The sequence below is a fragment of the Massilia niastensis DSM 21313 genome, from assembly GCF_000382345.1.
GTDB lineage: Bacteria > Pseudomonadota > Gammaproteobacteria > Burkholderiales > Burkholderiaceae_D > Telluria > Telluria niastensis.
Genome location: NZ_KB908085.1, coordinates 65,081 through 89,769, shown reverse-complemented (window position 1 = coordinate 89,769; position 24,689 = coordinate 65,081). Strand labels below are relative to the sequence as shown.

Genomic DNA, 24,689 nt, shown 5'->3' with positions numbered 1-24,689 from the left:
TTGAAATCCTCGTTGCTGGATGGCGCGACTGGCGCGCTTACAGGTCGGTCGCAGGCAGCAGCGACAGCGAGCGCGCCTGCTCGATCAGCTTGCTCATCTTCCACTGCTGCAGCAGGACGCCGGGACCGAAGTCGCGCGAGCCGCCGATGGCCTCGGCCTGGATCTGGATCTTCGCGCCCTCTTCCAGCAGCAGGATGAACTCAGCGGTTTTCAGCAGTCCCTGCTTGCCCCACACGGTCGAACCGCCGTTGGCTTCCAGGATCGCGGTCGCATGCGTGTTCTTCGCGATCTCGTCGAGGATGAAGTCGACCTCCGGCTGGCGGCGGTCGATGTAGATCGGGATTTCGCGGATCAGCTGGAAGCGCTGCACCGGCACGTAGCGGATCGGCAGCGTGCGATGGGTCTGCGCCCAGGCGCCCAGCGCCGGCGAGTGCACGTGCGAGATGGTGGTCACGTCCGGATGGGTGCGGAACAGTTTCAGGTAGCGCCCGGCGCCGGCGCCGCCATTGCCGGCGTGGACGGTGCCGTCCAGGCCGGCCACGGTGGCCACCAGCGGCTCGCCTTTGCGGAACGGGCCCGGGTCGTTGACGATCACGACCAGGTCTTCGCCCGGCACGCGCTCGACGAAGCCGACGGTGCCGAAGGCGGTCAGGCTGCCGGTCTCGCGCAGGGCGCTGAAGGCCAGCTGGGCATCCTTGCGGGTCTGTTCGACGAAGGCCAGGACCTTCTCGTTCAGGCGGGTGGCGGTGTCGGGTTTGACTGCTTCTGCGGTGTCGCTCATGAATGGTGCTCCGATGGTTGGTGGACTGATGGCTACTGTCTTGCAAACGGTGTGCCAGCCTTGGCCCGCCTGCCGCGCCGGGTGCATGCGCGGCTGCCAGCAGGCCATGGGGGCAAGTGTTGGCTGGCCAGCAGCGTCGCCTGGCGCTGCTGCTGCGCCCTCAACAGGCGCGCCTAGAAGTGATAGGTGTACGAGGCGCCCGCCCTGCGGCCAGGGGCCCAATAGATCACGTCGCCGTTGGTGGTCCCCGGCACGAAGGCCGTCAGCGTGTGGTTCTTGTAGACCTTGTCGGCGATGTTGTCGGCATACACCGTGAACACGTGGTGGCCGCCCGGCGCCGTGTAGATGATGCGCGCATTGGTCAGCGTGTAGCCGGGCTGGTTCAGCAGGTAGCGCGACGGCGTCTGCGGGTCGACATAGTAGAACTGCTTGCCGGTGTAGTGGGCGTCGGCGCCGATCACGATCTTGCCTCCGCCGGCCAGCGGGATCCGGTAGTCGGCGGCCAGCAGCGCGGTGACGTGGGGCGAGCGGACGAACTCGTTGCCGTTGCGGGTGCCGCCATTGTTCTGGATCTGGAAGCGGTCGAACTGGGTGCGCAGCAGGCCGACGCTGGCCTGCAGGTGCAGTGCGTCGGTCGGGCGCGCCTCGAGTTCGAGTTCGGCGCCGGCCACGTGCGCGCGCTCCACGTTCTGCAGGTAGTTCACGGTCTGGGTCGGATCGCCGTTGAAGATGCCGGTGATGTTGACCTGCACGTTGCGGTAATCGTAGTAGAACAGGTTGGCGTTCAGGTTCAGGCGCCTGCCCAGCCATTCCGACTTCAGGCCCAGCTCGAGCGAGTCGAGTTCCTCCGGCTCCACAGTGTTCAGGGCGCGCACATCGGTGGCGCTGGTGTTGTAGCCCCCGGACTTGATGCCGTGCGCGTACTTGAGGTAGACGCGCTTGTTGTCGTCGATCTTGTACTGCGGGGTGAAGTCGTAGGTCCAGGCGCGCCAGGTGGTCGACGGGTTCGAGCTGAAGTTGTTGCGCGCGACGGCGGGCGCCGCGTAGTTGCCGCCGATGACGCTGTTCCACCAGTCGTCGGCGCTGCCGAAGGCCACCGAACCGGAAGCGGCCTGCACCCGGCGCAGGTCGAGGTCCTTGGTCTCGGTGGTCCAGCGCACACCAAACGTGGCCAGCAGCCGGTCGGTGAAGTCGACGGTGGCGCTGCCGAACACGGCGAAGCTGCGCGTCTTGTGCTTGTAGACCGTGTTGTTGTAGCCGACCGGCTGGGTGCTGCCGGCCAGGCCGGCGGCCTGCGCCTCGGGCAGGCGCGCCACCGCCGCATCCGAGTCGATGGTCTCCCGGAAGTAATGCAGGCCGCCGACCCAGTCGACCCGGTCCGCCTTGGGCGAGGCCAGGCGCAGCTCCTGCGAGAACTGGCGGCTGCGCGCCTGGGTGCGGCCGCGGCTGATCTCGAGCGGCGTGTTGTCCGAATCGCCCAGGTTGTCGGACTCGAAGTCCTCGTAGCCGGTCACCGAGGTCAGCGCGTAGTCGCCGAAGCCGTGGTCCAGGGTCAGGTTGGCGCCGCGCTGCTCGATGTTCTGGACCGAGGGTGCGTTGGTGCTGACATCCTTCGGATTCGCGCTGGGGAAGTAGCCGTTCCGGTACAAGCCGTTGGCCGCGTAGCTGCCCGTCGTGGTGGTCGCGCCGTCGACCTGGTAGTCGCGGTAGTGCAGCGACAGGTTGGCGGTGAAGTCGCGATTGATCTTCGCGCGCAGCTGGCCGCGCACCGCATTGTCATTGAGCTCTCCGTCCTTGCTGCCCTTGAACAGGTTGTTGAAGTTGCCTTCGCGCTGCTCTTCCGAGTGGAAGGACAGGCGCCCGGCCAGGACGTCGCCGGCGATGCTGCCGCCCAGCGCGCCTTGCAGCAGGACGGTTTCATTGCTGCTGTAGTCGGCCTTGAAATAGCCGTCCGTGTAGTCGGTCGGCTTGCGCGACACCACGTTGATGGCGCCGCCGGTGGTGTTCTTGCCCCACAGCGTACCCTGCGGGCCGCGCAGCACTTCGACGCGCTCGAGGTCGAACAGCGGGAAGCCGGTGGCGCTCGAGTTGCTGATATAGACGTCGTCGCGGTAGAAGCCCACCGGGTTCGGGAAATCGAGCTGCTGCTGGCCGGCGCCGACCCCGCGGATCCACCAGCGCGGGCGGCTGTGCTGCTGGGTGCCGGCCGAGGCGTTCGGCACATAGTTGAGGATCTCGCTGGCCGAGCGGCCCACGCCTTCGGCCAGCAGCTCCGCCCCGCCCAGCACGCTGATCGCGCTCGGCACGTCCTGGGCGCGTCCTTCGCGCTTTTGCGCGGTCACGGTGACGGTCTGCAGCACGACACCGGCGCCCGCTCCCGCGGGTTCGGGCGCCGCTTCGAATGCGCCGCTATCCGCGGTCCCCGCCCCGGCATCCGCAGGCGCGGCTTCCGCGGCCGGGGCGTCGGCCGGACCGGCATGCGCCATGCCGGCCATGGCGCCGGAGCCGAGCGCCACGGCGAAGGCGGCGCGCAAGGCACGCACCAGCAGGGTTTGAGGGAAGACGGCGGCTTGCCCGGCCTGGGCGGAGGAGTTCGAACTGCGCATATGCATCCTTATTGGAAACGGTGATTGGATGCTTTCTTTCTTCGCAAGCTCCGTGCCGGGGAAAAGCAGCCCGGACCGGGGCTTTTTGTGCTGATTTGCTAGCAATTCAGGAGCGGTTGTTGGAATTGGTGCAGTGCAGCGCAAGCCGGCTGCCGCGCGAGGAACAGCGCACAAGGGACAGCGTCGACACGGTGACCGCACAAAAAAAATTCTTCACAGATGAGCAGGACGAAATGCGGCATTCAGGGTCAGGTCTGTCATTCGGACATGGACGCACAATCCTTGCGAAATCTCAAAACGGCTTTAAGTATGCTGAGACTCTTTTCCTCTTTCCGACCTTGTCCGTGATGCGCGGGTTTCGGTGATCAATGTGAGCCGAGCATTGACGAGTTTGGGATAAACAAACCAGCATTTGAAGATAGAGCAAAGGTGTTCCATCGGTGTCCGAATGACAGACCTGACCCTGAATGGCCAACAAAAAAACCCGGCCGGATTGCTCCGGCCGGGTCGCAGGCTGCGTCGGCAGCGGTGCTTAGCCGACGGCGCGCAGCAGTTGTTGGCCGCCATGCCCGCGTACCAGCGGCAGCACTTCCTCGCCCACCCGGTAGGCTTCCTCCAGGTGCGGCGTGCTGGCCAGGATGAAGGCGTCGGCGCCGAGTTGCACCAGCTGGTCCAGCCGCTCGGCGACCTGCTGGTAGCTGCCGACGATGCCCTGGGTCTGGCCGCCGCGCAGCAGGTTGAAGCCGGACCAGATGTTCGGCTCGACGATCAGGTCCTTGTAGCTGCTGAGTGTCGTCGGGCGGTTGCCGCGCTGGCGCGCCGCGCCCACCGAGTCGCTGCCGTCCACGCCCAGGAACTGGTCGAGCGTGGCCTTGTCCACGTTCGCGAAGCCCTTGGCGACTTCCGCCCACGCCTCTTCCTCGGTCGGACGCGCCACGATGTCGACCCGCACCGCGCACTTGATCTTGCGGCCCAGGCGCTCGGTCCTCTCCTTGACCCGCGCGAATTTCTCGCGCAGCTGCTCGAACGGCTCGAGCCAGGTGAGGTAGTAGTCGGCATGTTTCGACGCCGACGCCAGCGCCGCGTCGGAAGAACCTGAGAAGTAGATCTCCGGGAAGTCCTGCTCCGACAGCGGATGCGCCAGGCCCGCGTCCTCGACCTGGTAGAACTTGCCCTGGTAGGAGAACGGTCCGCCGCGCCAGACGCCGCGCACGACATCGAGGAACTCGGTGGTGCGGGTGTAGCGGTCGTCGTGGCCGGCCGGATCGCCCCACCACAGCTGCGCCGGCCCGCCGCCGCCGGTGATCACGTTGTACAAGGCCCTGCCGCCGGTGGCGCGTTGCAGGCTGGCGGTCATGCGCGCCGCCACCACCGGGTTCAGGAAGCCCGGCTGGAACGGGATCATGAAGCGGAAGCTGCTGGTCTCGCGCGCCAGCAGCGAGGAGATCACCCACGGTTCGTCGGTCATCGGGAAGGACGGGATCAGGCCGCCCTGGAAGCCGGAGATCTCGGCCGCATGGGCGATCTCGGCGATATAGTCGATGTAGCTGAAACCGCCCCTGCCGCCGGCAAGGCTGGCCTCGCGCAGGTTGTCGTTGCCGGGGAACCAGTCGCCGCGATGCGGCGCGCGGCTGCGGTGCGAACTCGGTTCGCCATGGGTGGGAATGCGCCAGAAGATATCGATGGTCATGGTGGTTGTCCGTTGGATGGATGCGGGGATCGGTCAGGCCGCCTGGCGGTCCTGGTTCAGCCGGGCGCGCAGGCGCGGCAGCACGTGCTCGCCGAAGCGGTAGGCTTCTTCCAGGTGCGGCGTGGCGCCGAGCACGAAGCTGGAGATGCCGGCTTCGGCATACTCGGCCAGGCGCTGCTCGACCTGCCCGTAGCTGCCCACCAGCGCGCCGCGGGCGCCGGTACGGCGGGTGGCGAAGTCCTCCCAGAACTGGCTGTCGGCGAAGCCGGCCGGATCCTCGGCGCCGCGTCCCGTCTGCGCCCAGTAGGTCTCGGCGTCGCGCACGGCTTCTTCCGCGCTCTCGCGCGCCAGCACGTCGATGCGCAGGCCGATCGAAAGCGGGCGTCCCTGCTCCGCCGCCAGCGCCTGCAGGCGCGCGATGGCCGGGCGCAACTGCTCGAGCGGCGCGGCGTCGAGCACGTGGACGTCGGCCTGGCGCGCCGACAGGGCGAAGGCCGCCTCGGAGTCACCGCCCAGGTACACCGGCGGCAGCGGATTGCCCGCCAGCGGGCCGCGGAAGCCGCCGCCCTGCACTTCGAAGAAGCGGCCCTTGAAGTCGAACGGCGCACCCGTCTGCACGCCGCGCGCGACGGTCACGAGCTCGTCGATGCGCGCCAGCACATCCCCGTCGTCGACGTTGTCGGCATGGCGGCGGCGGGTCGCGGCGTCCGGTCCCTGGCCGATCTGCCAGGCGAAGCGCCCGCCGCTGGCGCGCTGGAAGCTGACCGCGTTCTTGGCCGCGTACACCGCGGAACCCCAGGACGCATCGAAGCCTGCGATCAGCCTGACGCGGCGGGTGCCGCGCGCCAGGTAGGCGGCGGCGATCCACGACTCGTCGCCTTCGAGGTCGTGCTGCACCAGCACGCCGTCGAAACCGGTGAGGTCGGCGGCGCGCGCCACCTGGTGCAGGTAGTCGAAGTAGTTGAAGCGGTCGCCGCGCGGATCGCTCACGCCTTCGGTGAAGGGAACATGGCCGGGCGTGGTGCGTTCGCCGCGGCGGGTCGACTCGGCGTTTCCGTAGCGGCCGTCGCCGCTGGTCGGCAGTTGCCAGATGAATTCAGTAGTCATGCAGGATCCTCTTGTGATGGTGGCGCCATGGCGATCTGCGGCAGGCTGGCTTTAGCCGAGCAGGATGCGTGCCAAGCGCCTGGAGGACCGGACTGCTGCCAAAGCAGCACAAGGGACGCCGCCGCTGGCTGCAAAGCGACAGCCTGCTGCGCGCCGCACAGCATGGACCGCAGGGCAGCCCGCCAGGACGGGTTCCGAATATGCTTCCTCGGGATGCTTCGTTCACCCGGTGCGAACCCGGCGCTATAATCGAAGAACCTGCCGGAGGAGCCACCACCTTGCCTGCACCACTGAACGACACCGCACTCGACCAACTGTTCCGCAACGCCCGCACCTACAGCCGCTTCCTGCCGCGCGACGTCGACGATGCGACCATCACCGCCCTGTACGACCTGCTGAAGTGGGGACCGACCGCCTTCAACGCGCAGCCGGCGCGCTACGTCATCCTGCGCTCGCCTGAAGCGAAACAGCGGCTCGCCCCCGCCCTGTCGTCAGGCAACCGCGACAAGACGCTGGCTGCGCCGGCCGTGGTCATCGTCGCGCACGACTCGAGCTTCCACGAGCATCTGCCGGAACAGTTCCCGGCCTATGACGCCAAGGCGCTGTTCGACGCCAATCCCGCCCTGCTCGACGCGACCGCTCAGCGCAACGGTTCGCTGCAGGGCGGCTACCTGATCCTGGCGGCGCGTGCGCTCGGCCTCGACGCCGGCCCGATGTCCGGCTTCGATGCGGCCGCTGTCCACAAGGAGTTCTTCCCTGACGGGCGCTATCGCGTCAACTTCCTGGTCAACCTCGGCTACGGAGACCCGGAATCGCTCCACCCGCGCAATCCGCGCCTGAACTTCGAGCAGGCCGTCAGCGTGCTCTGAGCGCGTCAGGGTGCGGGAGTCCAGCCGCCGCCGAGCGCGCGGTACAGGTCGACGTGCGCCGCCAGCAGGCTGGCGCGCAACTGCAGCACGCCGAGGTCGGCGTCGAAGGCAGTGCGCTGGGCGTCCAGCTCTTCGAGATACGAGGCGTAGCCGTTCGCATAGCGGTTATGCGCCACCCGCAGCACCTCGCCGGCGGCCACCGTCGGCTTCGACCAGCTGGCGGGTCAGGGTGTCGATCCCGGCCAGCGCATTCTCGGTTTCCGAGAACGCGCCGCGCACCACATTCTCGTAGGTGAACACGGCGCGGTCGCGTACCGTGGCGGCGATCCCGGCCTGGGCCCGCAGGCAGCCCCCGTCGAGCATCGGCGCCAGCGCGCTGCCGCCGATGCTCCACAATTCCACAGGTGAACGCAGCAGGCGCGCCAGGCTGGCGTCGCTGGCCGCCACGGCGCGCCCGGCCTGGGCGATGCCGGGCCGGCGGCGCAGCAGTTCGGATGGCAGGCCGGGGGCCGTGTCGGGCATGTGCAGCGCCGCCAGGCCCGTACCGCGCGCCACCGGGCCGGGGCTGGCGCCCGCCAGCAGATTGAGCGCCTGTTCCTGCTGGGCGATCGCCCGCTCCAGCTGCGGAATGGCGCCGGCCGTGGCGCGCAGCTCGGCCTCGGCCTGCGCCATCTCGAGCTGGGAGCCATAGCCGACCTCGAACTGGTGGCGCGCCAGCGCGAACGAACGCTCGCGCGAGGCCAGGGTTGCTTTCGCCAAGGCCAGCTGGGCGTGCAGCCCGAGCAGGTTCAGGTAGCCCGAGGCGGTGTTCGCCGCCACCGCCAGCGCGGCGGCGTCCAGCGCGGCTTCCTGCGTCAACTCGTCGATGCTCGGCATCGATGCTGAGACGTGCCGGGATGCGCTGGGCGATCTTGACGAAGTTGCCGGGGGCATTGTCGGGCGCGAGCGCGGCGAACTCGGAACCGGCCCAGCTGCGCATGTCCGTGGAGCAATTGAATAGCCTCTTTGATCACATGCAAAAATTTTGCGTTGTAACTGGCCAAACGGATATTGCTCTACCTATTCTGCCTGCCTAGAATCAAGTTATTCCTTACGGAAATTATTTTCATCGGCACGCAATCCAGAGTCCCCTCCATGTTGAAAGCACGCCCATCTGTCCGTTCCCTGTTCGCCGCCGTCATCGTTTCCCTGGGCATGTTGCCAGGGGTCGCGATCCAGCAGGAATTGCAACTTGACTACAGGATGAACGAGCGCATCGTCCAGGTGCCGGCGGGCTCCCAAGGACAGGCGATGCTGGAGACGACCGTCTTCCAGCCGAACGGTTCCGGCCCCTTCCCGCTCATCATCATCAACCACGGCAAGGACTCGGGCCGCCCCAGCCTGCAGCAGCGCGACCGCTTCTATCACATGGCCACCGCCTTCGTGAAGCGCGGCTACGCGGTGATGGTGCCGATGCGCCAGGGCTTCGCCAATTCGACCGGCCGCTACCGCGACCACGGCTGCGACATGACCGCCAACGGCTACAGCCAGGCCGAGGACATCCGCGCCACGCTGGCCTATGCGCACCAGCAGAGCTGGATCGACAAGGAGCACATCGTGGTCGCCGGCCAGTCCTACGGCGGCCTGGCCACGATCGCGCTCGGCACCCAGGACCTGCCCGGCGTGCGCGGCCTGATCAACTTCGCCGGCGGCCTGCGCGACGACAGCGACCGCTGCGCATGGCGCTCGCAGCTGGTGTCGGCCTTCGCCGAATACGGCACCAGGAACAAGCTGCCGAGCCTGTGGATGTATGGCCAGAACGATTCGCTGTTCGGCCCCGAGCTGGCGCAGCGCATGCACGCCGCCTTCGAGCAGGCCGGCGGGCGCGCGCGCCTGGTCGAATTCGCCCCCTTCAAGCGCGACGCGCACGGCATGCTGGCCAGCCGCGACGGCGAAAAGGTGTGGCTGGCCGACACCGAGAAATTCCTGAACGAGATCGGGATGCCGACCAGGGTGCTGTTCGAGGTGCCGGCCCCGCCCAGCCCCGCCAAGACCGGGTATGCGAAGGTGGACGACGTCGACGCCGTACCCTTCCTGTCGGAGAACGGCAAGCGCGCCTATGGCGACTACCTGACCAAGATGACCCCGCGCGCCTTCGCGGTGTCGCCGAGCGGCGCCTGGACCTGGGCCGAGGAAGGCGAAGACCCGGGCGGCCGCGCGCTGGCCACCTGCACGGCCAAGAGCACCGAGCCGTGCACCCTGTACTCGGTCGACGACTATGTGGTCTGGAACGGCGAACGCATCGACCAGGCCGAGAAGATCCGCGCAACCGCCTCGGCCACGCCGGCGCCGGCGGCGCCGGCCAGCTCCGCGCCGACCACCTCGGTGGGTAGCACCCGCTGATGATCCCTCCCCGGCCGCCAGCGGCGGCCGGGGCGCAGCCCGTGTCAAGCCTGGCGCGCACTGTTTCCGTGCGTGAAAACCGCTGTCGCATCGCCGTCCGACCCAGCGCAAACCGGCCTGTCCCGGCAACTCCGACAATGTGCCTGATGCCATTGATTGGAGAAGGAAGATGTTGCGCGTTTCTCACACGTGCGCCGCCGCCCTGCTCGCGCTTGCCGCGCTGGGCCTGCCTGTCGGCGCCGCCAATAACGATCCTGTGATCCTGGTGCACGGCTTCCTCGGCTTCGGTCCGGACGAGTTCGAGCGCAGCGGCTTCAGCTACTGGGGCGGCTACGGCGACATCGCCGCCCACATGCGCGTCTACCGCGGGCCGCGCACGGTGTACGCGGCGGGCGTCGGCCCGATCAACTCGAACTGGGACCGCGCCGCCGACCTGTACGCCCAGATCAAGGGCGGCTGCGTCGACTATGGCGCGGCCCACGTGCGGCGCCAGGGCATCCCCGGCCAGCTGCAGAAGCCGCCCGGCAAGTGCTGGGCCGCCGACCCGGCGAACAACCCGCACGGCTATCCGCTGGCGCTCTATCCCGCATGGGACGCGCGCCACCCGATCCACCTGATCGGCCACAGCCAGGGCGGCACCACGATCCGCGCCCTGGTGGAATTGCTGGAACACGGCTCGCCCGAGGACGAAGGCGGCGCTGAGCTGTACGGCGGCGGGAAGGCCGGCTGGGTGCGCAGCGTGACGACCATCTCGGCCCCGCACAACGGCACCACCCTGAGCGACGCCGTGCTTGCGGTCCTGCCCAGCCTGCGCCTGCCGCTGCGCGAGCTATTCGGCAACCGCGCCGCCCGCTGGGAGCTGGCGCCCGATGGCGCGCGCGAATTCAACCGCTGGGCGCGCACCTCCCCGCATGTCTATTATTATTCGGTGGGCACGCTGGCGACCGAGGCCGGCAGCTGGTGCTGCAACGGCACCGACCGCGTGATCGCGCCGATCCAGACCACGTCCCACCAGTATCCGCGCGCGGACATGATCCCCTACTTCAAGTCCTTCGCCGGCGAATGGATCGTGCCGTCCCTGCTGCAGAACGGGATCGGCGGCTACACCCAGCATGCGCCGGGACGGGTGCGGATCGACAGCGACTGGTTTCCGAACGACGGCGTGGTCAACACGGTGAGCATGCGCGCGCCCGCGGGCCACCCGGCGCGCGACTACGACGGCAGCTCGCTGCGCGGGACCTGGAATTTCCTCGGGAATTATCCGGGCTACGACCACTTCGACATCCTGAACTGGCCGAACCGGGGGCCGTCGGCCGATCCGCTGTACGAGCGGATCAGCGACATCATCTTCGGGTTGTAACTGTTCAACGCAACGGCGTACCGACGTGCGGCGCCGTCAGTGCACGCTGCGCAGGCTGCGCGCCAGGTCCGACAGGCGGTAGGGCTTGCTGACGAAGGCGAATTCGCCGAGCCGGTTGCGGTCCAGCTTGAGGGCCGGCTGCGGATAGCCGGAAGCCAGCATCACCTTGATGTGCGGGTAGTTCTCGCGCGTGTAGGCGGCCAGTTCGATGCCGTTGATCCCGTTCGGCATGACCACGTCGGTGAACAGGATGTCGACGTCGCGGCTGGCCAGCACCTTCATCGCCTCCTGGGCGCTGGCGGCGGTCATGACGTCGTAGCCCATGCTCATGAACAGCGCCGAGGCGACGTCCAGCAGGTCGGGTTCGTCCTCGACGATCAGCACCGCCTCGGTCTGGACCGGATGGAAGTCGTGGTCGTGCGCGGCGACCGCCGGCAGGTAGATCGAGATCGCGGTGCCCTCGCCTTCCCCGCTGCGGATCGTGACTTCGCCGCCCGACTGCTTGATGAAGCCATACACCTGCGACAGCCCCAGCCCGGTGCCCTTGCCGACTTCCTTGGTGGTGAAGAACGGCTCGAAGGCGCGCGCCGCGACGTCCGGCGGCATGCCGGTGCCGCTGTCGGTCACGGTCATGCACACGTACTCGCCCGGCGGCGCGGTGCCGGCGTCGCCGGCGGCCAGTTTTACGTTGGCGGTCGAGACTTCGATGCGGCCGCCGTCGGGCATGGCGTCGCGCGCGTTGACCACCAGGTTCAGCAGCGCCGACTCGAAGCGCGCCGCGTCGATCACCGTGTTGCGCACCTGCGGATCGAGCCTGAGCTCGAACCGGATCGCCGTGTTGACCGCGCGCCGCAGCACCGACTCGAAACCGCTGATCAGGCGGTTGACGTTGCGGGTCTCGGGCTGCAGCGGCTGCTGGCGCGCGAACGCCAGCAGCTGCTGGGTCAGGGTGGCGCCGCGGTCGATCGCGCGCCGCATGCTGTCGATCGTCTTGGCGTCGGTCCCGCCCGGGCGGCTCATGTTCAGCACTTCCAGGCCGCTGGCCAGCACCGACAGCAGGTTGTTGAAGTCGTGCGCGATGCCGCCGGTCAGCTGGCCGATCGATTCCATCTTCTGCGCCTGGAACAGCGCCGCCTGCGTCTTCGCCAGTTCGTCGGCCGCCGCCTTCTTCTCGGTCAGGTCGCGCGTGATCTTGGCAAAGCCGAGCAGCTCGCCGTCATCGCCGCGGATCGCGTCGATGATGACGTGGGCCCAGAAGCGGGTGCCGTCCTTGCGCATGCGCCAGCCTTCGGCCTCGTAGCGGCCGACGACGCCCGCGGTGCCGAGCGCGCGCGCCGGCACGCCGGCCAGGCGGTCCTCGTCGGTGTAGAAGCGCGAGAAATGCTGGCCGACGATCTCGTCGTAGGTGTAGCCCTTGATGCGTTCGGCGCCCACGTTCCAGTTCGACACCACGCCTTCCGGCGACAGCATGTAGATCGCGTAGTCGGTCACGCCCTGCACCAGCAGGCGGAAGCGCTGCTCGCTGTCGCGCAGCGCATCCTCGGCCAGCTTGCGCTGGGTGACGTCGCGCGTGATCTTGGCGTAGCCCAGCAGCGTGCGGTGCTCGTCGTAGATCGGATCGATGACGACGTGGGCCCAGAAGCGGGTGCCGTCCTTGCGCACCCGCCAGCCTTCGGCCTCGAACTTGCCCTGCTCGAGGGCCTCGGCCAGCGCGCGCGCCGGCAGGCCGCTGGCCTGGTCTTCGGGAGTGTAGAAGCGCGAGAAGTGCTGGTGCAGGATCTCCTGTTCGACATAGCCCTTGAAGCGCTGGGCGCCCGCATTCCAGCTGTTGACGTAGCCCTGCGGGTCGAGCATGTAGATCGCGTAATCGCTGATGCCAGCGATCAGATACTGAAACCGCAGTTCGCCGGTCAGTTCCTGCCTTGCTGGTAAAGAAGAGTCCATGGGCCTTGCGCTTCCTGAAATACTGGGGGGCCAAAAAATCATCCTATCATACATCTGCCCAGCAATAAGACCCCGCCCTGTTGAGCCAGGCCGGCGCCTCGGCTGTTGTGAAAATGGCAGGGTGTGAATTGCCGGGTGGCGTTTCCGTTACAATACTTGCCTGTTATTTCGCGTCTCACCAAGAGCACATGACCCAGGCCCAACCCGCCGACCTCGACCTCTCCTCCTGCGATCGCGAGCCGATCCGCACGCCCGGCAGCATCCAGCCGCATGGCTTCATGCTGACCCTGTCGCCCGCGCTCGAGGTGCTGCAGGCCAGCGCCAACCTGGAAGACTGGACCGGCTGCGCCGTGGCCCAGGTGCTGGGCCGGCCGCTGGCGAGCGTCCTGGGCGCGGCCGCGCATGCGCGCCTGGCGCCGGAACTGGGCGGCGGCGCGCTGGGATCGCGCCCGCTCTACCTGGGCACCGTGACCCTGGAAAACGGCCGCCATTTCGACGTCCTCGGCCACGCCTGGGACAAGCTGGTCATCGCCGAGTTCGAGCGGGTCGACCGTCCGCAGCCGGCCGACTTCCGCCACCTGTACCCCTTGATCAGCGACTTCCTGGCCAAGGTCAATGAGCATGCCTCGATCCCGGCCCTGACCGACGTGGCGGCGCGCCACGTGCGCGCGGTCACCGGCTTCGGCCGCGTGATGATCTACCAGTTCGACCCGGACGGCCACGGCCGCGTGGTGGCCGAATCGAAGGCCGAAGGCTACCACTCCTACCTCGGCCAGTCGTTCCCGGCCAGCGACATCCCGGCCCAGGCGCGCGAACTGTACACGCTGTCGCCGATCCGCCTGATCCAGGACGCGAACTACCACCCTTCCGCGCTGGTGCCGCCGCGCAATCCCGCGACCGGCGCCGCCAACGACCTGTCGTTCGCCGCCCTGCGCAGCGTCTCGCCGGTGCACCTGCAATACATGCGCAACATGGGCACCCTGGCCTCGATGTCGGTGTCGCTGGTCGTCAAGGGCAAGCTGTGGGGCCTGGTCTCCTGCCATAACGCCACGCCCTGCCCGGTGCCGGTCGAGAAGCGCACCGCCTGCGAGCAGCTGGGCCAGATCCTGGCGCTGTGCATCGAGTCGCGCGAGGACGCGCGCGAACTGCAGTTCCGCCTCGAGGTGCGGCGCGTGATGGTCGAATTGCTCGGCCACCTGACCAAGGGCAGCGACTTCCTGGAAAACATGAGCGGCGTGTTCCCCGAGCTGCTGCGCTTCGCGCGCGCGGGCGGGGTCGCGATCGTCGCCGACGACCGCATCCTCGGCTACGGCGACACGCCCGACGAGCAGGCGATCCGCGACCTCTCCACCTGGCTCGCGGTGCAGGGCCACACCGAGGTATTCCACACCAGCCACCTGGCGTCCTTGTATCCGCCGGCGCGCGACCTGGTCCGCAACGCCAGCGGCCTGCTGGCGCTGCCGATCTCGCGCATCCACAAGCACTACCTGCTGTGGTTCCGCCCGGAGCTGGTGCGGACCGTCGAGTGGGCCGGCAACCCGTACGAAAAGCAGGCGTCGCCGGACGCGCCGACGCAGCTGTCGCCGCGCCAGAGCTTCGCCGCCTGGCGCGAGACCATCCACGGCCACAGCCTGCCCTGGCACAGCGCCGAGATCGAGCTGACGACCGAGTTCCGCAGCGCCCTGCTGGGCATCGCCCTCGAGCGCGCCGAGCAGATGGCCGAACTGGCCGAGGAGCTGGGACGCGCCAACAAGGAACTGGAAGCCTTCTCGTACTCGGTCTCGCACGACCTGCGCGCGCCGCTGCGCCATATCGTCGGCTTTTCCGACCTCCTGCTCGAGTCGGACGGCGCCGAGGACGCCGGCCGCCGCCAGCGCTTCCTGAAGAACATCAAGGAATCGGCGCGCCTGGCCGGCAAGCTGGTCGACGACCTGCTGTCGTTCTCGCAGATGGGCCGCGCGGCCCTGCGCCCGACCACGGTCGACATGGCCGAACTGGTCTCGGCCTGCATCGACAAGCTGGCCATCGACATGCGCGACCGCAACGTGGACTGGCACATCGACGCCCTGCCCACGGTCCATGCCGATCCCAGCTTCCTGCACCTGGCGGTGTACAACCTGCTGTCGAACGCGGTCAAGTTCACCAGCCAGCGCGACCCGGCCGTGATCCGCATCACCTTCGAGGACACCGGCACCGACACCGTGTTCCACGTGGCCGACAACGGCGCCGGCTTCAACATGGACTACGTGCACAAGCTGTTCGGCGTGTTCCAGCGCCTGCACCGGATGGAAGACTTCCAGGGCACCGGCATCGGCCTGGCCAACGTGCGCCGCATCGTCGAGCGCCACAACGGCCGCGCCTGGGCCGACTCCGTCCAGGGCGAAGGCGCGACCTTCTCCTTCAGTATCCCGAAACAACTCCCAACCCCTTAAGGCCGCATCATGCTCAAGCCCATCCTGCTGGTGGAAGACAACCCGAACGACCTCGAGCTGACCCTCATCGCGCTGGCGAAAAGCCAGCTCGCGAACGAGGTTGTCGTGGTGCGCGACGGCGCCGAGGCGCTCGACTACCTGCACCGCCGCGGCGAGTATGCCAGGCGCGCGGTCGGCAACCCGGCCGTGATCCTGCTCGACCTGAAGCTGCCCAAGGTCGACGGCCTGGAGGTGCTCAAGGAAATCCGCCAGACCGAGAGCCTGAAGCCGGTCCCGGTCGTCATGCTGACCTCGTCGAAGGAAGAACAGGACCTGATCCGCAGCTACGAACTCGGGGTGAACGCCTATGTGGTCAAGCCCGTGGATTTCACCGAATTCGTGCGCGCGATCTCCGACCTCGGCATCTTCTGGGCGGTGCTGAACGAACCGCCGCCAGGCTCGCGCCGCTACGTCAAGCCCAGCTGAGCCTGGGAAGCCGCCCGCCCCGGCGCCCGGCGGGTGCGCCGCAGCAGGTGGCGGATGCGCGCGCTGAGCGCATCCGGGTGGTAGGGTTTCTGCAGCAGGTGGACCGAGGCGTCCAGCTTGCCCTCGTGCGCCAGCACGCCTTCCGCATAGCCCGAGGTGTACAGGATCTGGCACTCGGGCAGGCGCTCGCGCACGATCTCGCCCAGCTGCAGGCTGCTGACCGGTCCCGGCATGATCACGTCGGTGAACACCAGGTCGACATGGCGGCCGCCCTCGATGATCTCGGCCGCCCCCGACGCATCGGCCGCTTCCAGCACCTCGTAGCCGAGCGCCGACAGGATGCCGCAGGTCGACGAGCGCACCTCGTCCTCGTCCTCGACCACCAGGATGGTCTCCAGGCCGCCGCTGAGCGGCATGGGCTGCAGCGGCTCGGCGACGCTCGGCGCGGCCTCGCAGCGCGGCAGGTAGATGCGGACGCTGGTGCCGCGCCCGACCTCGCTGCTCAGCAGGATCTCGCCGCCGGACTGCTTGACGAAGCCATAGGCCATCGACAGGCCCAGGCCGGTGCCCTGCCCGGTCGGCTTGGTGGTGAAGAAGGGCTCGAAGGCGCGCAGCACGACCTCGGGCGGCATGCCCTTGCCGGTGTCGGCCACCTCGATCAGCACATAGTCGCCTTGCGAGACCTCGGGCGGCAGCGCGCTGCCGGCGCCGGCGTTCCGCGCGCTGATCGTGAGGGTGCCGCCGCCGGCCATGGCGTCGCGCGCGTTGATGGCCAGGTTCAGCAGCACGTTGTTGAGCTGGTTCGGATCGACCATGGTGCGGCCCAGGCCCGGCTCGATCTCGGTGACGATGCGCGCGCTCGGTCCGAGCACGCGCCGCATCATGTCGTCCATCTCGCGCAGCAGGTGGCCGAGGTCGATGACCACCGACTGCAGCGGCTGGCGGCGCGCGAACGCGAGCAGGTGCGAGGCCAGCTTGGCGCCGCGCTCGACGCCCGCCAGCGCCATCTCGACGCGGATGCGCGCGGCGTCGTGCAGGCCGCCGACCAGCTTGAGCAGCTGGAGGTTGCCGCCGATGATCTGGAGGACGTTGTTGAAGTCGTGCGCCACGCCGCCGGTCAGCTGGCCGATCGCTTCCATCTTCTGCGCCTGGTGCAGCGCCGACTGGCTCGCGGCCAGCTGTTCCTGGCTCAGGCGCAGCGAGGCGAAGGCCGCGTCGCGCTGGCGCCGCGCGACGCAGGCGCCGCTGTGGTAGCGCACCCGCGCCACCAGTTCGCGCGGGTCGGGCCACTTGACCAGGTAGTCGTTGGCGCCCACGGCGAAGGCCTTGGCCTTGATGTCGGGATCGTCTTCGGAAGACAGCAGGATGACCGGCACGTCCGCGGTCTCGGGATGGGCGCGCAGCAGCGCGGTGACCTCGAAGCCGTCGAGGTCGGGCATGCGCAGGTCGACCAGCACCACGGTCGCCTTCACCGCGCGCGCCACCTCGACCGCACGGGGGGCGCTCGATTCATAGCACAGCGTGTGGCCGGTACAGCCTTGCAAGCCATGGGCGATGATGTCCTGGGCAAAGGACTCATCGTCGATCAACAGCACGGAACAAGCGGTGGAGTCGTCTTCGATCATTGCAACGGCGTCGCTTTCAGGGCTGGTCCCACCAAGGGTATTGCAAAAAGGTAAGCATTAATTCTACACCATGCATTTGTAAAATGTGTCGGGAATAATGTTTCCGTGCTATGTATTGACGACATGCTCTTGCAAGGTCCGTCTACGGCGCCATATGGGATACATGCCGTCATTCGCAGGAGCAATCGTGTCCGAGGAGGAAACCTGTCCGCTGTGCGGGCGCGTTCTGGGAACGGTGAACATCGACCGCCATCACCTGATTCCGAAAACCTACAAAGGCAAGGAACAGTTCCCGATCCACAAGATTTGCCACCGCAAGATCCACTCGACATTGTCGGAGCGCGAGTTGCATCATTCATACCATACCTGGGAAGCCTTGCGCGCGCACGAGGACATCCAGGCCTTCATCGCCTGGGTGGCGAACAAGCCGCCGGGCTTCCATACCCGCACCTTCACCTCGAACAGCAAGAAACAGCGGCGCTAGGACTGGCTCTCGAGCGCCGGCGGTGCTACAACTATGCTTCGTGCACTGCCGCCACGTGGAGGGGCCATGAGCATCGACTGGAACCATTTCACTCCCTGGACTTCCCTGGCCGGAGGGCTGCTGATCGGCCTGGCGAGCGCCGCCTTCCTGCTGCTGAACGGGCGCATCGCGGGCATCAGCGGCATCCTCGGCGGCCTGCTGCGCCCGGTGCGCGGCGACACCGGCTGGCGCCTGGCCTTCATCGCCGGCATGCTGGCCGCGCCGCTCGGCTGGGCGCTGCTGGCGCCGCTGCCGGCGGCCGAGGTGGCGGCGAGCGTGCCGGCCCTGCTGCTGGCGGGCCTGCTGGTCGGCGTCGGCACCCGCTACGCCTCCGGCTGCACCAGCGGCCACGGGATCTGCGGCCTGGCGCGCCGCTCGCCGCGCTCGCTGGCCGCCACCGCCGCCTTCATGGCGACCGGCTTCGCCAGCGTGTTCCTGCTGCGCCACGTCGCCGGGCTGGCCGCGCCATGAGCCTGCTCACCGCCCTGCTGGCCGGACTGGTGTTCGGCGCCGGCCTGCTGCTGTCCGGCCTGGCCAATCCGGCCAAGGTGCTGGCCTTCCTCGACCTGGCGGGGGCCTGGGATCCGTCGCTCCTGTTCGTGATGGGCGGCGCCCTGCTGGTGGCCACGCCGGCCTACGCCTTCGTCGTGCGGCGCCGCCGCACCCTGCTGGGCGCAGCGCCGCAATTGCCGGCCTCCTCGGCCATCGACCGCCGCCTGGTGCTCGGCAGCGTGGTGTTCGGCGTGGGCTGGGGCCTGGCCGGCTATTGCCCGGGGCCGGCCCTGGTCTCGGTGGCGCTGGGCGGAATGAAACCGCTGCTGTTCTTCGGGGCCATGGTGGCGGGCATGGGCATCTACGAACTGCTGGAACGCAGGCGGCGCTGAGTTCCCCCTCTACAGGTTTCGCTTGACAGGCCCGGCGCCGGAATATGTCATCTTGGGCAAGTTCACCTGGAGCCGCCCCATGCAATTTGCCGATTACCTGCGCCACGACGCCACGTCCCTCGCCGCCCTCGTCGCCGAGGGCGCGGTCACCCCCGGCGAACTGCTGGAACTGGCGCTGGCGCGCAACGCCGACGTCCATGGCAGGGTCAACGCGGTCTGCCGGCTGATGGAGACCCAGGCCCGCGCCCGGCTGCGCGAGCCGCTGCATGGCCCGTTCGCGGGCGTGCCCTTCCTGCTGAAGGACATCCTGCAGGACTATGCCGGCCTGCCGACCTGCAGCGGCAGCCGTTCGATGCGCGGCTACATACCGCATGAGCATGCGGCCGTGGTGCGGCGCTACCTCGACGCCGGGCTGGTCGTGTTCGGCAAGACCAACCTGCCCGAGTTCGGCCTCAAGGCCGTGACCGATCCCGGGCTGTTCGGCCGCACCAGCAATCCCTGGAACCTCGCCCACACGCCGGGCGGCTCGAGCGGCGGCGCGGCCGCGGCGGTGGCGGCCGGCATCGTGCCGATGGCGGCCGGGAACGACGGCGGCGGCTCGATCCGCATCCCCGCGGCCTGCTGCGGCCTGTTCGGGCTGCGCCCGTCGCGCGGCCGGGTCTCGTCCGGGCCGCAGGCGGGCGAGATCTGGTTCGGCGCCAACAGCGAGGGCGTGCTGTCGCGCAGCGTGCGCGACACGGCGCGCGCGCTCGACGTGCTGCAGGGTCCCGAGCCGGGCGACCCGTTCGTGATCGCCCCGCCTTGCGCACCGTATGCGGAACTGGTGCGGCGCGAGCCGGGCCGGCTGCGCATCGGCTTCAGCGCCGTCTCGCCGATCGGCGCCGAAGTGCATCCGGAAGCGGTGAACGCGGTGCGCCATGCGGCGGCGCTGCTGGCCAGGCTGGGCCACGAGGTCGAGGAAGCCGCGCCCGGGATCGACGGCGCGGCGCTGGCGAAGAGCTACCTGCACGTCTATTTCGGCCAGGTGCCGGCGCTGGTCGCGCAAAACAGGGCGCGCGGCGCGGAAGGCGATGAGATCGAGCTGATGACGCGCCTGCTGGTGACGCTCGGACGGGCCATGGATGCGCCGGCGCTGACCGCCCAGCTGGCGCAGTGGAATACCTTCGCCCGGGCGCTCGGGCGTTTTCACCAGCGCTACGACCTGCTGCTGACGCCGACCCTGGCCCATCCGCCGGTGCGCCACGGCGCCGGCGACGTGCCGGCCGGGCAGCGGGCGGTGCTGGGTTTCCTGCAAGGCAGCGGCCTGCTGGGACTCCTGGCCCGCCTCGGCCTGCTCGACAGCACGGTCGACCGGATCGCGCGCGACAACCTGCGCTACGTGCCGTTCACCCAACTGTCGAACATGACCGGCACGCCGTCGATGTCGGTGCCGCTGTACTGGACCGCCGACGGGCTGCCGCTGGGCGTGCAGTTCGTGGCGCCCTTCGGCCGCGAAGACCGGCTGCTGCAGCTGGCGGCCCAGCTCGAACAGGCCCAGCCCTGGTTCATGCGCCTGCCCGCGATGACCGCCGGCGCACCCAGGGCGGCAGCGCTGGCGGTGTAGGCGCCCGGTCTTTTCGTCAGCCCTGCGCCAGGAGCGCGGCGATCGCGTCGCCGACTTCGATCGTGGTGGCCTTGCCGCCCAGGTCGCCGGTACGCGGACCTTCGCGCAGCACCTGCTCGATCGCGCCCACGATGGCGTCGTGCGCGTTGCGCAGCTCCGGTCCCGCGTCGGGGCCGTCGCCGAGGAAGGCCAGCATCATCGCGCCCGACCAGATCATCGCCACCGGGTTGGCGATGCCCTTGCCGGCGATGTCGGGCGCCGAGCCGTGCACCGGTTCGAACAGCGAGGGGAATTTCCGTTCCGGGTTCAGGTTGCCCGACGGCGCCAGGCCGATGGTGCCGGTGCAGGCCGGGCCGAGGTCGGACAGGATGTCGCCGAACAGGTTGGAGGCCACCACCACGTCGAAGCGGTTCGGCTGCAGCACGAAGCGCGCGGTGAGGATGTCGATGTGCTGCTTGTCGACCGTGATTTCCGGATAATCCTTGCCGACGGCGTCGGCGCGGCCGTCCCACCAGGGCATGCTGATCGCGACGCCGTTCGACTTGGTGGCCACGGTCAGGTGGCGGCGCGGCCGGGAATTGGCCAGCTCGTAGGCATAGCGCAGCACGCGGTCGGCGCCGTGGCGGCTGAACACCGACTCCTGGATCACCACTTCGCGCTCGGTGCCGGGGTACATGATGCCGCCCAGGTTGGTGTACTCGCCCTCGGTGTTTTCGCGCACCACGAAGAAATCGATGTCGCCCGGCTTGCGGTTGGCCAGCGGGCAAGGCACGCCTTCGAACAGGCGCACCGGGCGCAGGTTGATGTACTGGTCGAACTCGCGGCGGAACTTGATCAGCGAACCCCACAGCGAGATGTGGTCGGGCACCGTCTCGGGCCAGCCGACCGCGCCGAAATAGATGGCGTCCATGCCGGACAGCTGTTCCTTCCAGTCGGGCGGCATCATGTCGCCGGTCTTCAGGTAGTAGTCGCAGCTGGCCCACTCGAAGTGGGTGAATTCGAGCTGCAGGCCGAAGCGCTTCGCGGCTGCTTCCAGCACCTTGATGCCTTCGGGGAGGACTTCCTTGCCGATACCATCGCCGGCGATGGCCGCAATCTTGAACACTTTCATGGCATTTCCTTTCGAGACCGGTTTAATTGAGAGCAAGGATACATTGCACTGCTTCTGTTTATAATCCCCTTCAATGTGATTTCAGAAGACACGAATCGTGAATAATCTCGAGAATGCCGACCTGCGGGTCTTCGTCGCCGCCGCGCGCCGGTCGAGCTTTGCCGCCGCGGCGGAAGAGTTGGGCATGTCGCCCGCCTATGTCAGCAAGCGCATCGGCATCCTCGAGGAGTCACTCGGGGTGCGCCTGTTCCAGCGCTCGACCCGCCGCGTCGTCATCACCGAGGACGGCGAACGCATCTATGCCCATGCGCAGGCGATCCTGGAAGGCATCGACAACCTGTTCGACGAGGTCTCCGAGCGCCGCCGCGAGCCGCGCGGACGGGTCAGGATCAGCAGCAGCTTCGGTTTCGGCAGGAACGTGGCGGCGCCCGCGATGGCGCAGCTGGTCGGGACCTACCCGGGGCTGCAGATCCGCTTCGAGGTCTTCGACCGGCTGGTCGATATCGTCGCGGAGGGCTTCGACCTCGATATCCGGGTGGGCGACGAGATCGCCCCCACGCTCATCGCCCGGCGCCTGATGTCGAACCACCGCATCCTGTGCGCCGCGCCCGCCTACCTGGCGCGCCACGGCACGCCGAAAAGCCTGCAGGAGCTCGCGAGCCACAACTGCCTGGCGATCAAGGAAAGGGACCACCCCTTCGGCGTATGGCGGCTGCACGGCAGGAACGGCGACGAGACGGTCAAGGTCTCGGGCTCGCTGTCGACCAACCACGGCGAAATCGCCTTGCGCTGGGCGACGGACGGCCTGGGCATCGTGCTGCGTTCGCTGTGGGACGTGCAGCCATCGATGGACGAAGGCAAGCTGGTGAGGATACTTCCCGACTACACCCAGGAAGCCAACGTGTGGGCGGTCTATCCCCAGCGGCTGGCGGGATCGGCCAAGATCCGGGTCTGCGTCGAGTTCCTGCAGGCCTGCCTGGCCGGCCTGCCGGCTCCCGGCGCCCCAGTGCCGCGTGCAGCGCTCGATGATCCGGCGGATGGACGGGGCGGCGACCAGCACGACCGGCAGCATGGTCGCCCATGAGAGCAGCCACAAGGAGAACCAGTGGCGGACGAAGCCGCCTTGGCCGATGCGGGAAGCGCTGGCGACGAAGGCGCTGACCGCGCAGGTCAGCCCCGACTGGATCACGCCGAACACGACATGCTGGTAGCCCCTTGGGATGATGCGCATCGGGTATGCCCGCTGGATCAGAAGACGTGCCTGAGGCCGGGCATGACGCCGCCCTGGGTCTTGCCGGCGCCGACCGTGCCCCCGGCGTCGAGCGCCAGCGCAACAGTACAACTTGGTCGTGACCTTCCACAGCCGTGGCCAGGAAGAAGTGCTGTCCTGCTTCACCCGGATGCACCCGCTGCCGCACCAGCTGCTCCATCTGCCGACCAGCTGGAAGCGCTGGGCCACCGCCGACCGCGAGCCGATCGGCCGCTGGAGCTACGGCCGCAGCACCCTGCCCGGCGACGTCGCCCGCCCCTTGCTGCACTACCTCGCCCAGGGAGCGTTCATAGCGCTGGAACGCTCGCGGGTGGCGCGGACCGCCCGGGTGGTGCTGATGACGCGCGAATTCGGCCGCCTGTGCCATGCCAGCGGCGTCGAGCGGCTGGTCCGCAACGACCTGTGGAAAGGACCCTCGCCCGAGCGCTTCTACGACGCGCTCGAGTGGCTGTATGGGTGGCGGGCGGATCACTGCCTGGCCGACTGAGGCGCGGCGCGCACGGACCAGGGCACGCCGCAGGGCGTGCCTTTCGTTGGCGCGCCGGAAATGACAAAGGGCTGCGTTTGCACGCAGCCCTTCGATGATTCTGGCTCCCCGACCTGGACTCGAACCAGGGACCTGCGGATTAACAGTCCGTCGCTCTACCGACTGAGCTATCAGGGAAAAGAGGCCGCATTATAGCGGGGCAATCCCGGTTTGCCTAGTGCCGGATGCAAACGGTGCGCCGCCTGCACGGGGCCGGCCCCTTTGCTATAGTCCCACCACCCTGGCCGCATGCCAGTCCACCAACGCTCCACAGACAGACCATGACCACTTCCCGCACTCTCGGCACCCCGCTCTCCCCTTCGGCCACCAAAGTGATGCTGCTCGGCTCCGGCGAACTCGGCAAGGAGGTGATCATCGCCCTCCAGCGCCTGGGCGTGGAAGTCATCGCGGTCGACCGCTACCCGAACGCGCCGGGCCACCAGGTGGCGCACCGCGCCCATGTGATCGACATGACCGACGGCGCCGCCCTCGCCGCCCTGATCGCGCAGGAACGCCCCGACCTGGTGGTGCCGGAAATCGAGGCCATCGCCACCGCCACGCTGGCCGAACTGGAAGCCGCGGGCGCCATCACCTGCATCCCGACCGCGCGCGCCGCCCAGCTGACCATGAACCGCGAAGGCATCCGCCGCCTGGCCGCCGAGGAGCTGGGCCTGCCGACCTCGCCCTACCGCTTCGCCAGCAGCCTGGCCGAGCTGGAACAGGCCTGCCTCGAGGTCGGCTTCCCCTGCGTGGTCAAGCCGGTCATGTCCTCGTCCGGCAAGGGCCAGTCCAAGGTCGACGCGGCGCGCGACGTCAAGTCGGCCTGGGACTACGCCGCCAGCGGCGGCCGGGTCGACGCGGGCCGCGTGATCGCCGAAGGCTTCATCGACTTCGACTACGAGATCACGCTGCTGACCGTGCGCTCGCTCGGCGCCGACGGACAGGTCGAGACCGGCTTCTGCGAACCGATCGGCCACCGGCAGGTGCATGGCGACTACGTCGAATCGTGGCAGCCGCACCCGATGCATCCGCTGGCGCTCGAACGCGCGCGCGACATCGCGGCCAGGGTCACGGCCAACCTCGGCGGCCTGGGCGTGTTCGGCGTCGAACTGTTCGTCAAGGGCGACATGGTGTGGTTCTCGGAAGTCAGCCCGCGCCCGCACGACACCGGCATGGTGACCATGGCGAGCCAGCTGCAGAGCGAATTCGAGCTGCACGCGAAAGCCGTGCTCGGCCTGCCGGTCGACACCAGCCTGCGCGCACCCGGCGCCTCCGCCGTGATCTACGGCCAGCTGGACGAAGCCGGCATCGCCTTCGAGGGCGTGGCCGAGGCGCTGCGCGTGCCGGGCGTCGACCTGCGCCTGTTCGGCAAGCCCGAGTCCTTCGCGCGCCGCCGCATGGGCGTGGCGCTGGCCAGCGCCGGCGACATCGAGACCGCCCGCGAACGCGCGCGCGAAGCCGCCGCCCGGGTCAAGCCGGTCTCAGGCAAACGCTGACCGCCCCTTCCGCAG

The 24,689-nt window shown here is 68.4% G+C and carries 20 protein-coding genes, 1 tRNA gene and 2 pseudogenes; 12 read left to right on the top strand and 11 right to left on the bottom strand.

From position 1 onward, the window contains the following. Positions 1 to 37 precede the first annotated feature (37 nt). From H162_RS0108010 to H162_RS0107995, 4 genes are all read right to left on the bottom strand, one after another. Positions 38 to 781, bottom strand: coding sequence for a class II aldolase/adducin family protein (locus tag H162_RS0108010; RefSeq protein ID WP_020652936.1), 744 nt, complete (start codon positions 779 to 781; stop codon positions 38 to 40). Between the two features lie 173 nt (positions 782 to 954). Next, positions 955 to 3,387 (bottom strand): TonB-dependent receptor, encoded by a 2,433-nt coding sequence (locus tag H162_RS0108005; protein WP_020652935.1) that lies wholly within the window; start codon positions 3,385 to 3,387, stop codon positions 955 to 957. A 532-nt stretch (positions 3,388 to 3,919) separates the two neighbouring features. Continuing rightward, positions 3,920 to 5,077 (bottom strand): LLM class flavin-dependent oxidoreductase, encoded by a 1,158-nt coding sequence (locus tag H162_RS0108000; RefSeq protein WP_020652934.1) that lies wholly within the window; start codon positions 5,075 to 5,077, stop codon positions 3,920 to 3,922. A gap of 33 nt (positions 5,078 to 5,110) precedes the next feature. Then, positions 5,111 to 6,184 carry an LLM class flavin-dependent oxidoreductase gene (locus H162_RS0107995; RefSeq protein ID WP_020652933.1) on the bottom strand — a complete coding sequence of 358 codons (1,074 nt, stop codon included), beginning with the start codon at positions 6,182 to 6,184 and terminating at the stop codon, positions 5,111 to 5,113. A gap of 278 nt (positions 6,185 to 6,462) precedes the next feature. Between H162_RS0107995 and H162_RS0107990 the strand changes: the two genes are divergently transcribed. Next, positions 6,463 to 7,053 (top strand): malonic semialdehyde reductase, encoded by a 591-nt coding sequence (locus tag H162_RS0107990; RefSeq protein WP_020652932.1) that lies wholly within the window; start codon positions 6,463 to 6,465, stop codon positions 7,051 to 7,053. A gap of 5 nt (positions 7,054 to 7,058) precedes the next feature. On the opposite strand, the gene H162_RS33940 is transcribed toward H162_RS0107990, so the two are convergent. Continuing rightward, on the bottom strand, positions 7,059 to 7,253 hold the full coding sequence (locus tag H162_RS33940) for a TolC family protein (RefSeq protein ID WP_020652931.1): 195 nt from the start codon (positions 7,251 to 7,253) through the stop codon (positions 7,059 to 7,061). Next, positions 7,219 to 7,929, bottom strand: coding sequence for a TolC family protein (locus tag H162_RS30390; RefSeq protein ID WP_051109897.1), 711 nt, complete (start codon positions 7,927 to 7,929; stop codon positions 7,219 to 7,221). Before H162_RS30390 ends, H162_RS33940 begins: the two co-directional genes overlap by 35 nt. Positions 7,930 to 8,187: 258 nt before the next feature. Between H162_RS30390 and H162_RS0107980 the strand changes: the two genes are divergently transcribed. Continuing rightward, positions 8,188 to 9,435 (top strand): dienelactone hydrolase family protein, encoded by a 1,248-nt coding sequence (locus H162_RS0107980; protein ID WP_229451980.1) that lies wholly within the window; start codon positions 8,188 to 8,190, stop codon positions 9,433 to 9,435. Positions 9,436 to 9,604: 169 nt separating this feature from the next. Then, positions 9,605 to 10,795, top strand: coding sequence for an esterase/lipase family protein (locus H162_RS0107975; protein ID WP_020652928.1), 1,191 nt, complete (start codon positions 9,605 to 9,607; stop codon positions 10,793 to 10,795). Positions 10,796 to 10,831: 36 nt separating this feature from the next. Here H162_RS0107975 and H162_RS0107970 read toward each other — a convergent pair whose 3' ends face one another. After that, complete coding sequence (locus tag H162_RS0107970; protein WP_020652927.1) at positions 10,832 to 12,739, bottom strand: hybrid sensor histidine kinase/response regulator; 1,908 nt, start codon at positions 12,737 to 12,739, stop codon at positions 10,832 to 10,834. Between the two features lie 188 nt (positions 12,740 to 12,927). Between H162_RS0107970 and H162_RS0107965 the strand changes: the two genes are divergently transcribed. Beyond that, a complete protein-coding gene (locus H162_RS0107965; RefSeq protein ID WP_020652926.1) occupies positions 12,928 to 15,171 on the top strand; it encodes an ATP-binding protein in 2,244 nt (747 codons plus the stop codon). Positions 15,172 to 15,180: 9 nt separating this feature from the next. After that, complete coding sequence (locus H162_RS0107960) at positions 15,181 to 15,636, top strand: response regulator (RefSeq protein WP_020652925.1); 456 nt, start codon at positions 15,181 to 15,183, stop codon at positions 15,634 to 15,636. Here H162_RS0107960 and H162_RS0107955 read toward each other — a convergent pair. Continuing rightward, the gene (locus H162_RS0107955; RefSeq protein WP_020652924.1) at positions 15,618 to 17,261 is read right to left on the bottom strand and encodes a response regulator; all 1,644 of its coding nucleotides are present in this window, start codon (positions 17,259 to 17,261) and stop codon (positions 15,618 to 15,620) included. The two genes, H162_RS0107960 and H162_RS0107955, sit on opposite strands and share 19 nt — an antisense overlap. A 187-nt stretch (positions 17,262 to 17,448) precedes the next feature. Here H162_RS0107955 and H162_RS0107950 point away from each other — a divergent pair, with 187 nt between their 5' ends. The 4 genes from H162_RS0107950 to H162_RS30380 all read left to right on the top strand — a co-directional run bounded on the left by H162_RS0107950 (position 17,449) and on the right by H162_RS30380 (position 20,271). Continuing rightward, positions 17,449 to 17,745, top strand: a complete 297-nt coding sequence (locus tag H162_RS0107950; protein ID WP_229451978.1) for a hypothetical protein — start codon at positions 17,449 to 17,451, stop codon at positions 17,743 to 17,745. 66 nt (positions 17,746 to 17,811) lie between these two features. Then, complete coding sequence (locus H162_RS0107945; protein ID WP_020652922.1) at positions 17,812 to 18,255, top strand: YeeE/YedE family protein; 444 nt, start codon at positions 17,812 to 17,814, stop codon at positions 18,253 to 18,255. Next, entirely contained in the window at positions 18,252 to 18,668 is a 417-nt protein-coding gene (locus H162_RS0107940; RefSeq protein ID WP_020652921.1) for a DUF6691 family protein, read from the top strand. The genes H162_RS0107945 and H162_RS0107940 overlap by 4 nt, the downstream gene beginning before the upstream one ends. 79 nt (positions 18,669 to 18,747) lie before the next feature. Then, positions 18,748 to 20,271: an amidase gene (locus tag H162_RS30380; RefSeq protein WP_040786807.1), complete on the top strand. Its 1,524-nt coding sequence runs from the start codon at positions 18,748 to 18,750 to the stop codon at positions 20,269 to 20,271. 16 nt (positions 20,272 to 20,287) lie between these two features. On the opposite strand, the gene H162_RS0107930 is transcribed toward H162_RS30380, so the two are convergent. Then, complete coding sequence (locus H162_RS0107930) at positions 20,288 to 21,382, bottom strand: tartrate dehydrogenase (RefSeq protein ID WP_020652919.1); 1,095 nt, start codon at positions 21,380 to 21,382, stop codon at positions 20,288 to 20,290. 97 nt (positions 21,383 to 21,479) lie between these two features. Between H162_RS0107930 and H162_RS0107925 the strand changes: the two genes are divergently transcribed. After that, positions 21,480 to 22,466 (top strand): LysR substrate-binding domain-containing protein, encoded by a 987-nt coding sequence (locus H162_RS0107925; protein WP_020652918.1) that lies wholly within the window; start codon positions 21,480 to 21,482, stop codon positions 22,464 to 22,466. On the opposite strand, the pseudogene H162_RS33140 reads toward H162_RS0107925, so the two are convergent. Beyond that, positions 22,461 to 22,613, bottom strand: a pseudogene (locus tag H162_RS33140) (DUF2798 domain-containing protein); the annotation flags it as partial. The gene H162_RS0107925 and the pseudogene H162_RS33140 overlap by 6 nt on opposite strands. A 100-nt stretch (positions 22,614 to 22,713) precedes the next feature. Here H162_RS33140 and H162_RS0107915 point away from each other — a divergent pair. Next, positions 22,714 to 23,139 (top strand): annotated as a pseudogene (locus H162_RS0107915) (FAD-dependent monooxygenase); the annotation flags it as partial. A gap of 101 nt (positions 23,140 to 23,240) precedes the next feature. Here H162_RS0107915 and H162_RS0107910 read toward each other — a convergent pair. Then, positions 23,241 to 23,316: transfer RNA gene (locus H162_RS0107910), tRNA-Asn, on the bottom strand. A gap of 143 nt (positions 23,317 to 23,459) precedes the next feature. On the opposite strand from H162_RS0107910, the gene purT reads away from it, so the two are divergent. Next, entirely contained in the window at positions 23,460 to 24,674 is a 1,215-nt protein-coding gene (gene purT, locus H162_RS0107905; protein WP_026354383.1) for a formate-dependent phosphoribosylglycinamide formyltransferase, read from the top strand. Positions 24,675 to 24,689 lie beyond the last annotated feature (15 nt).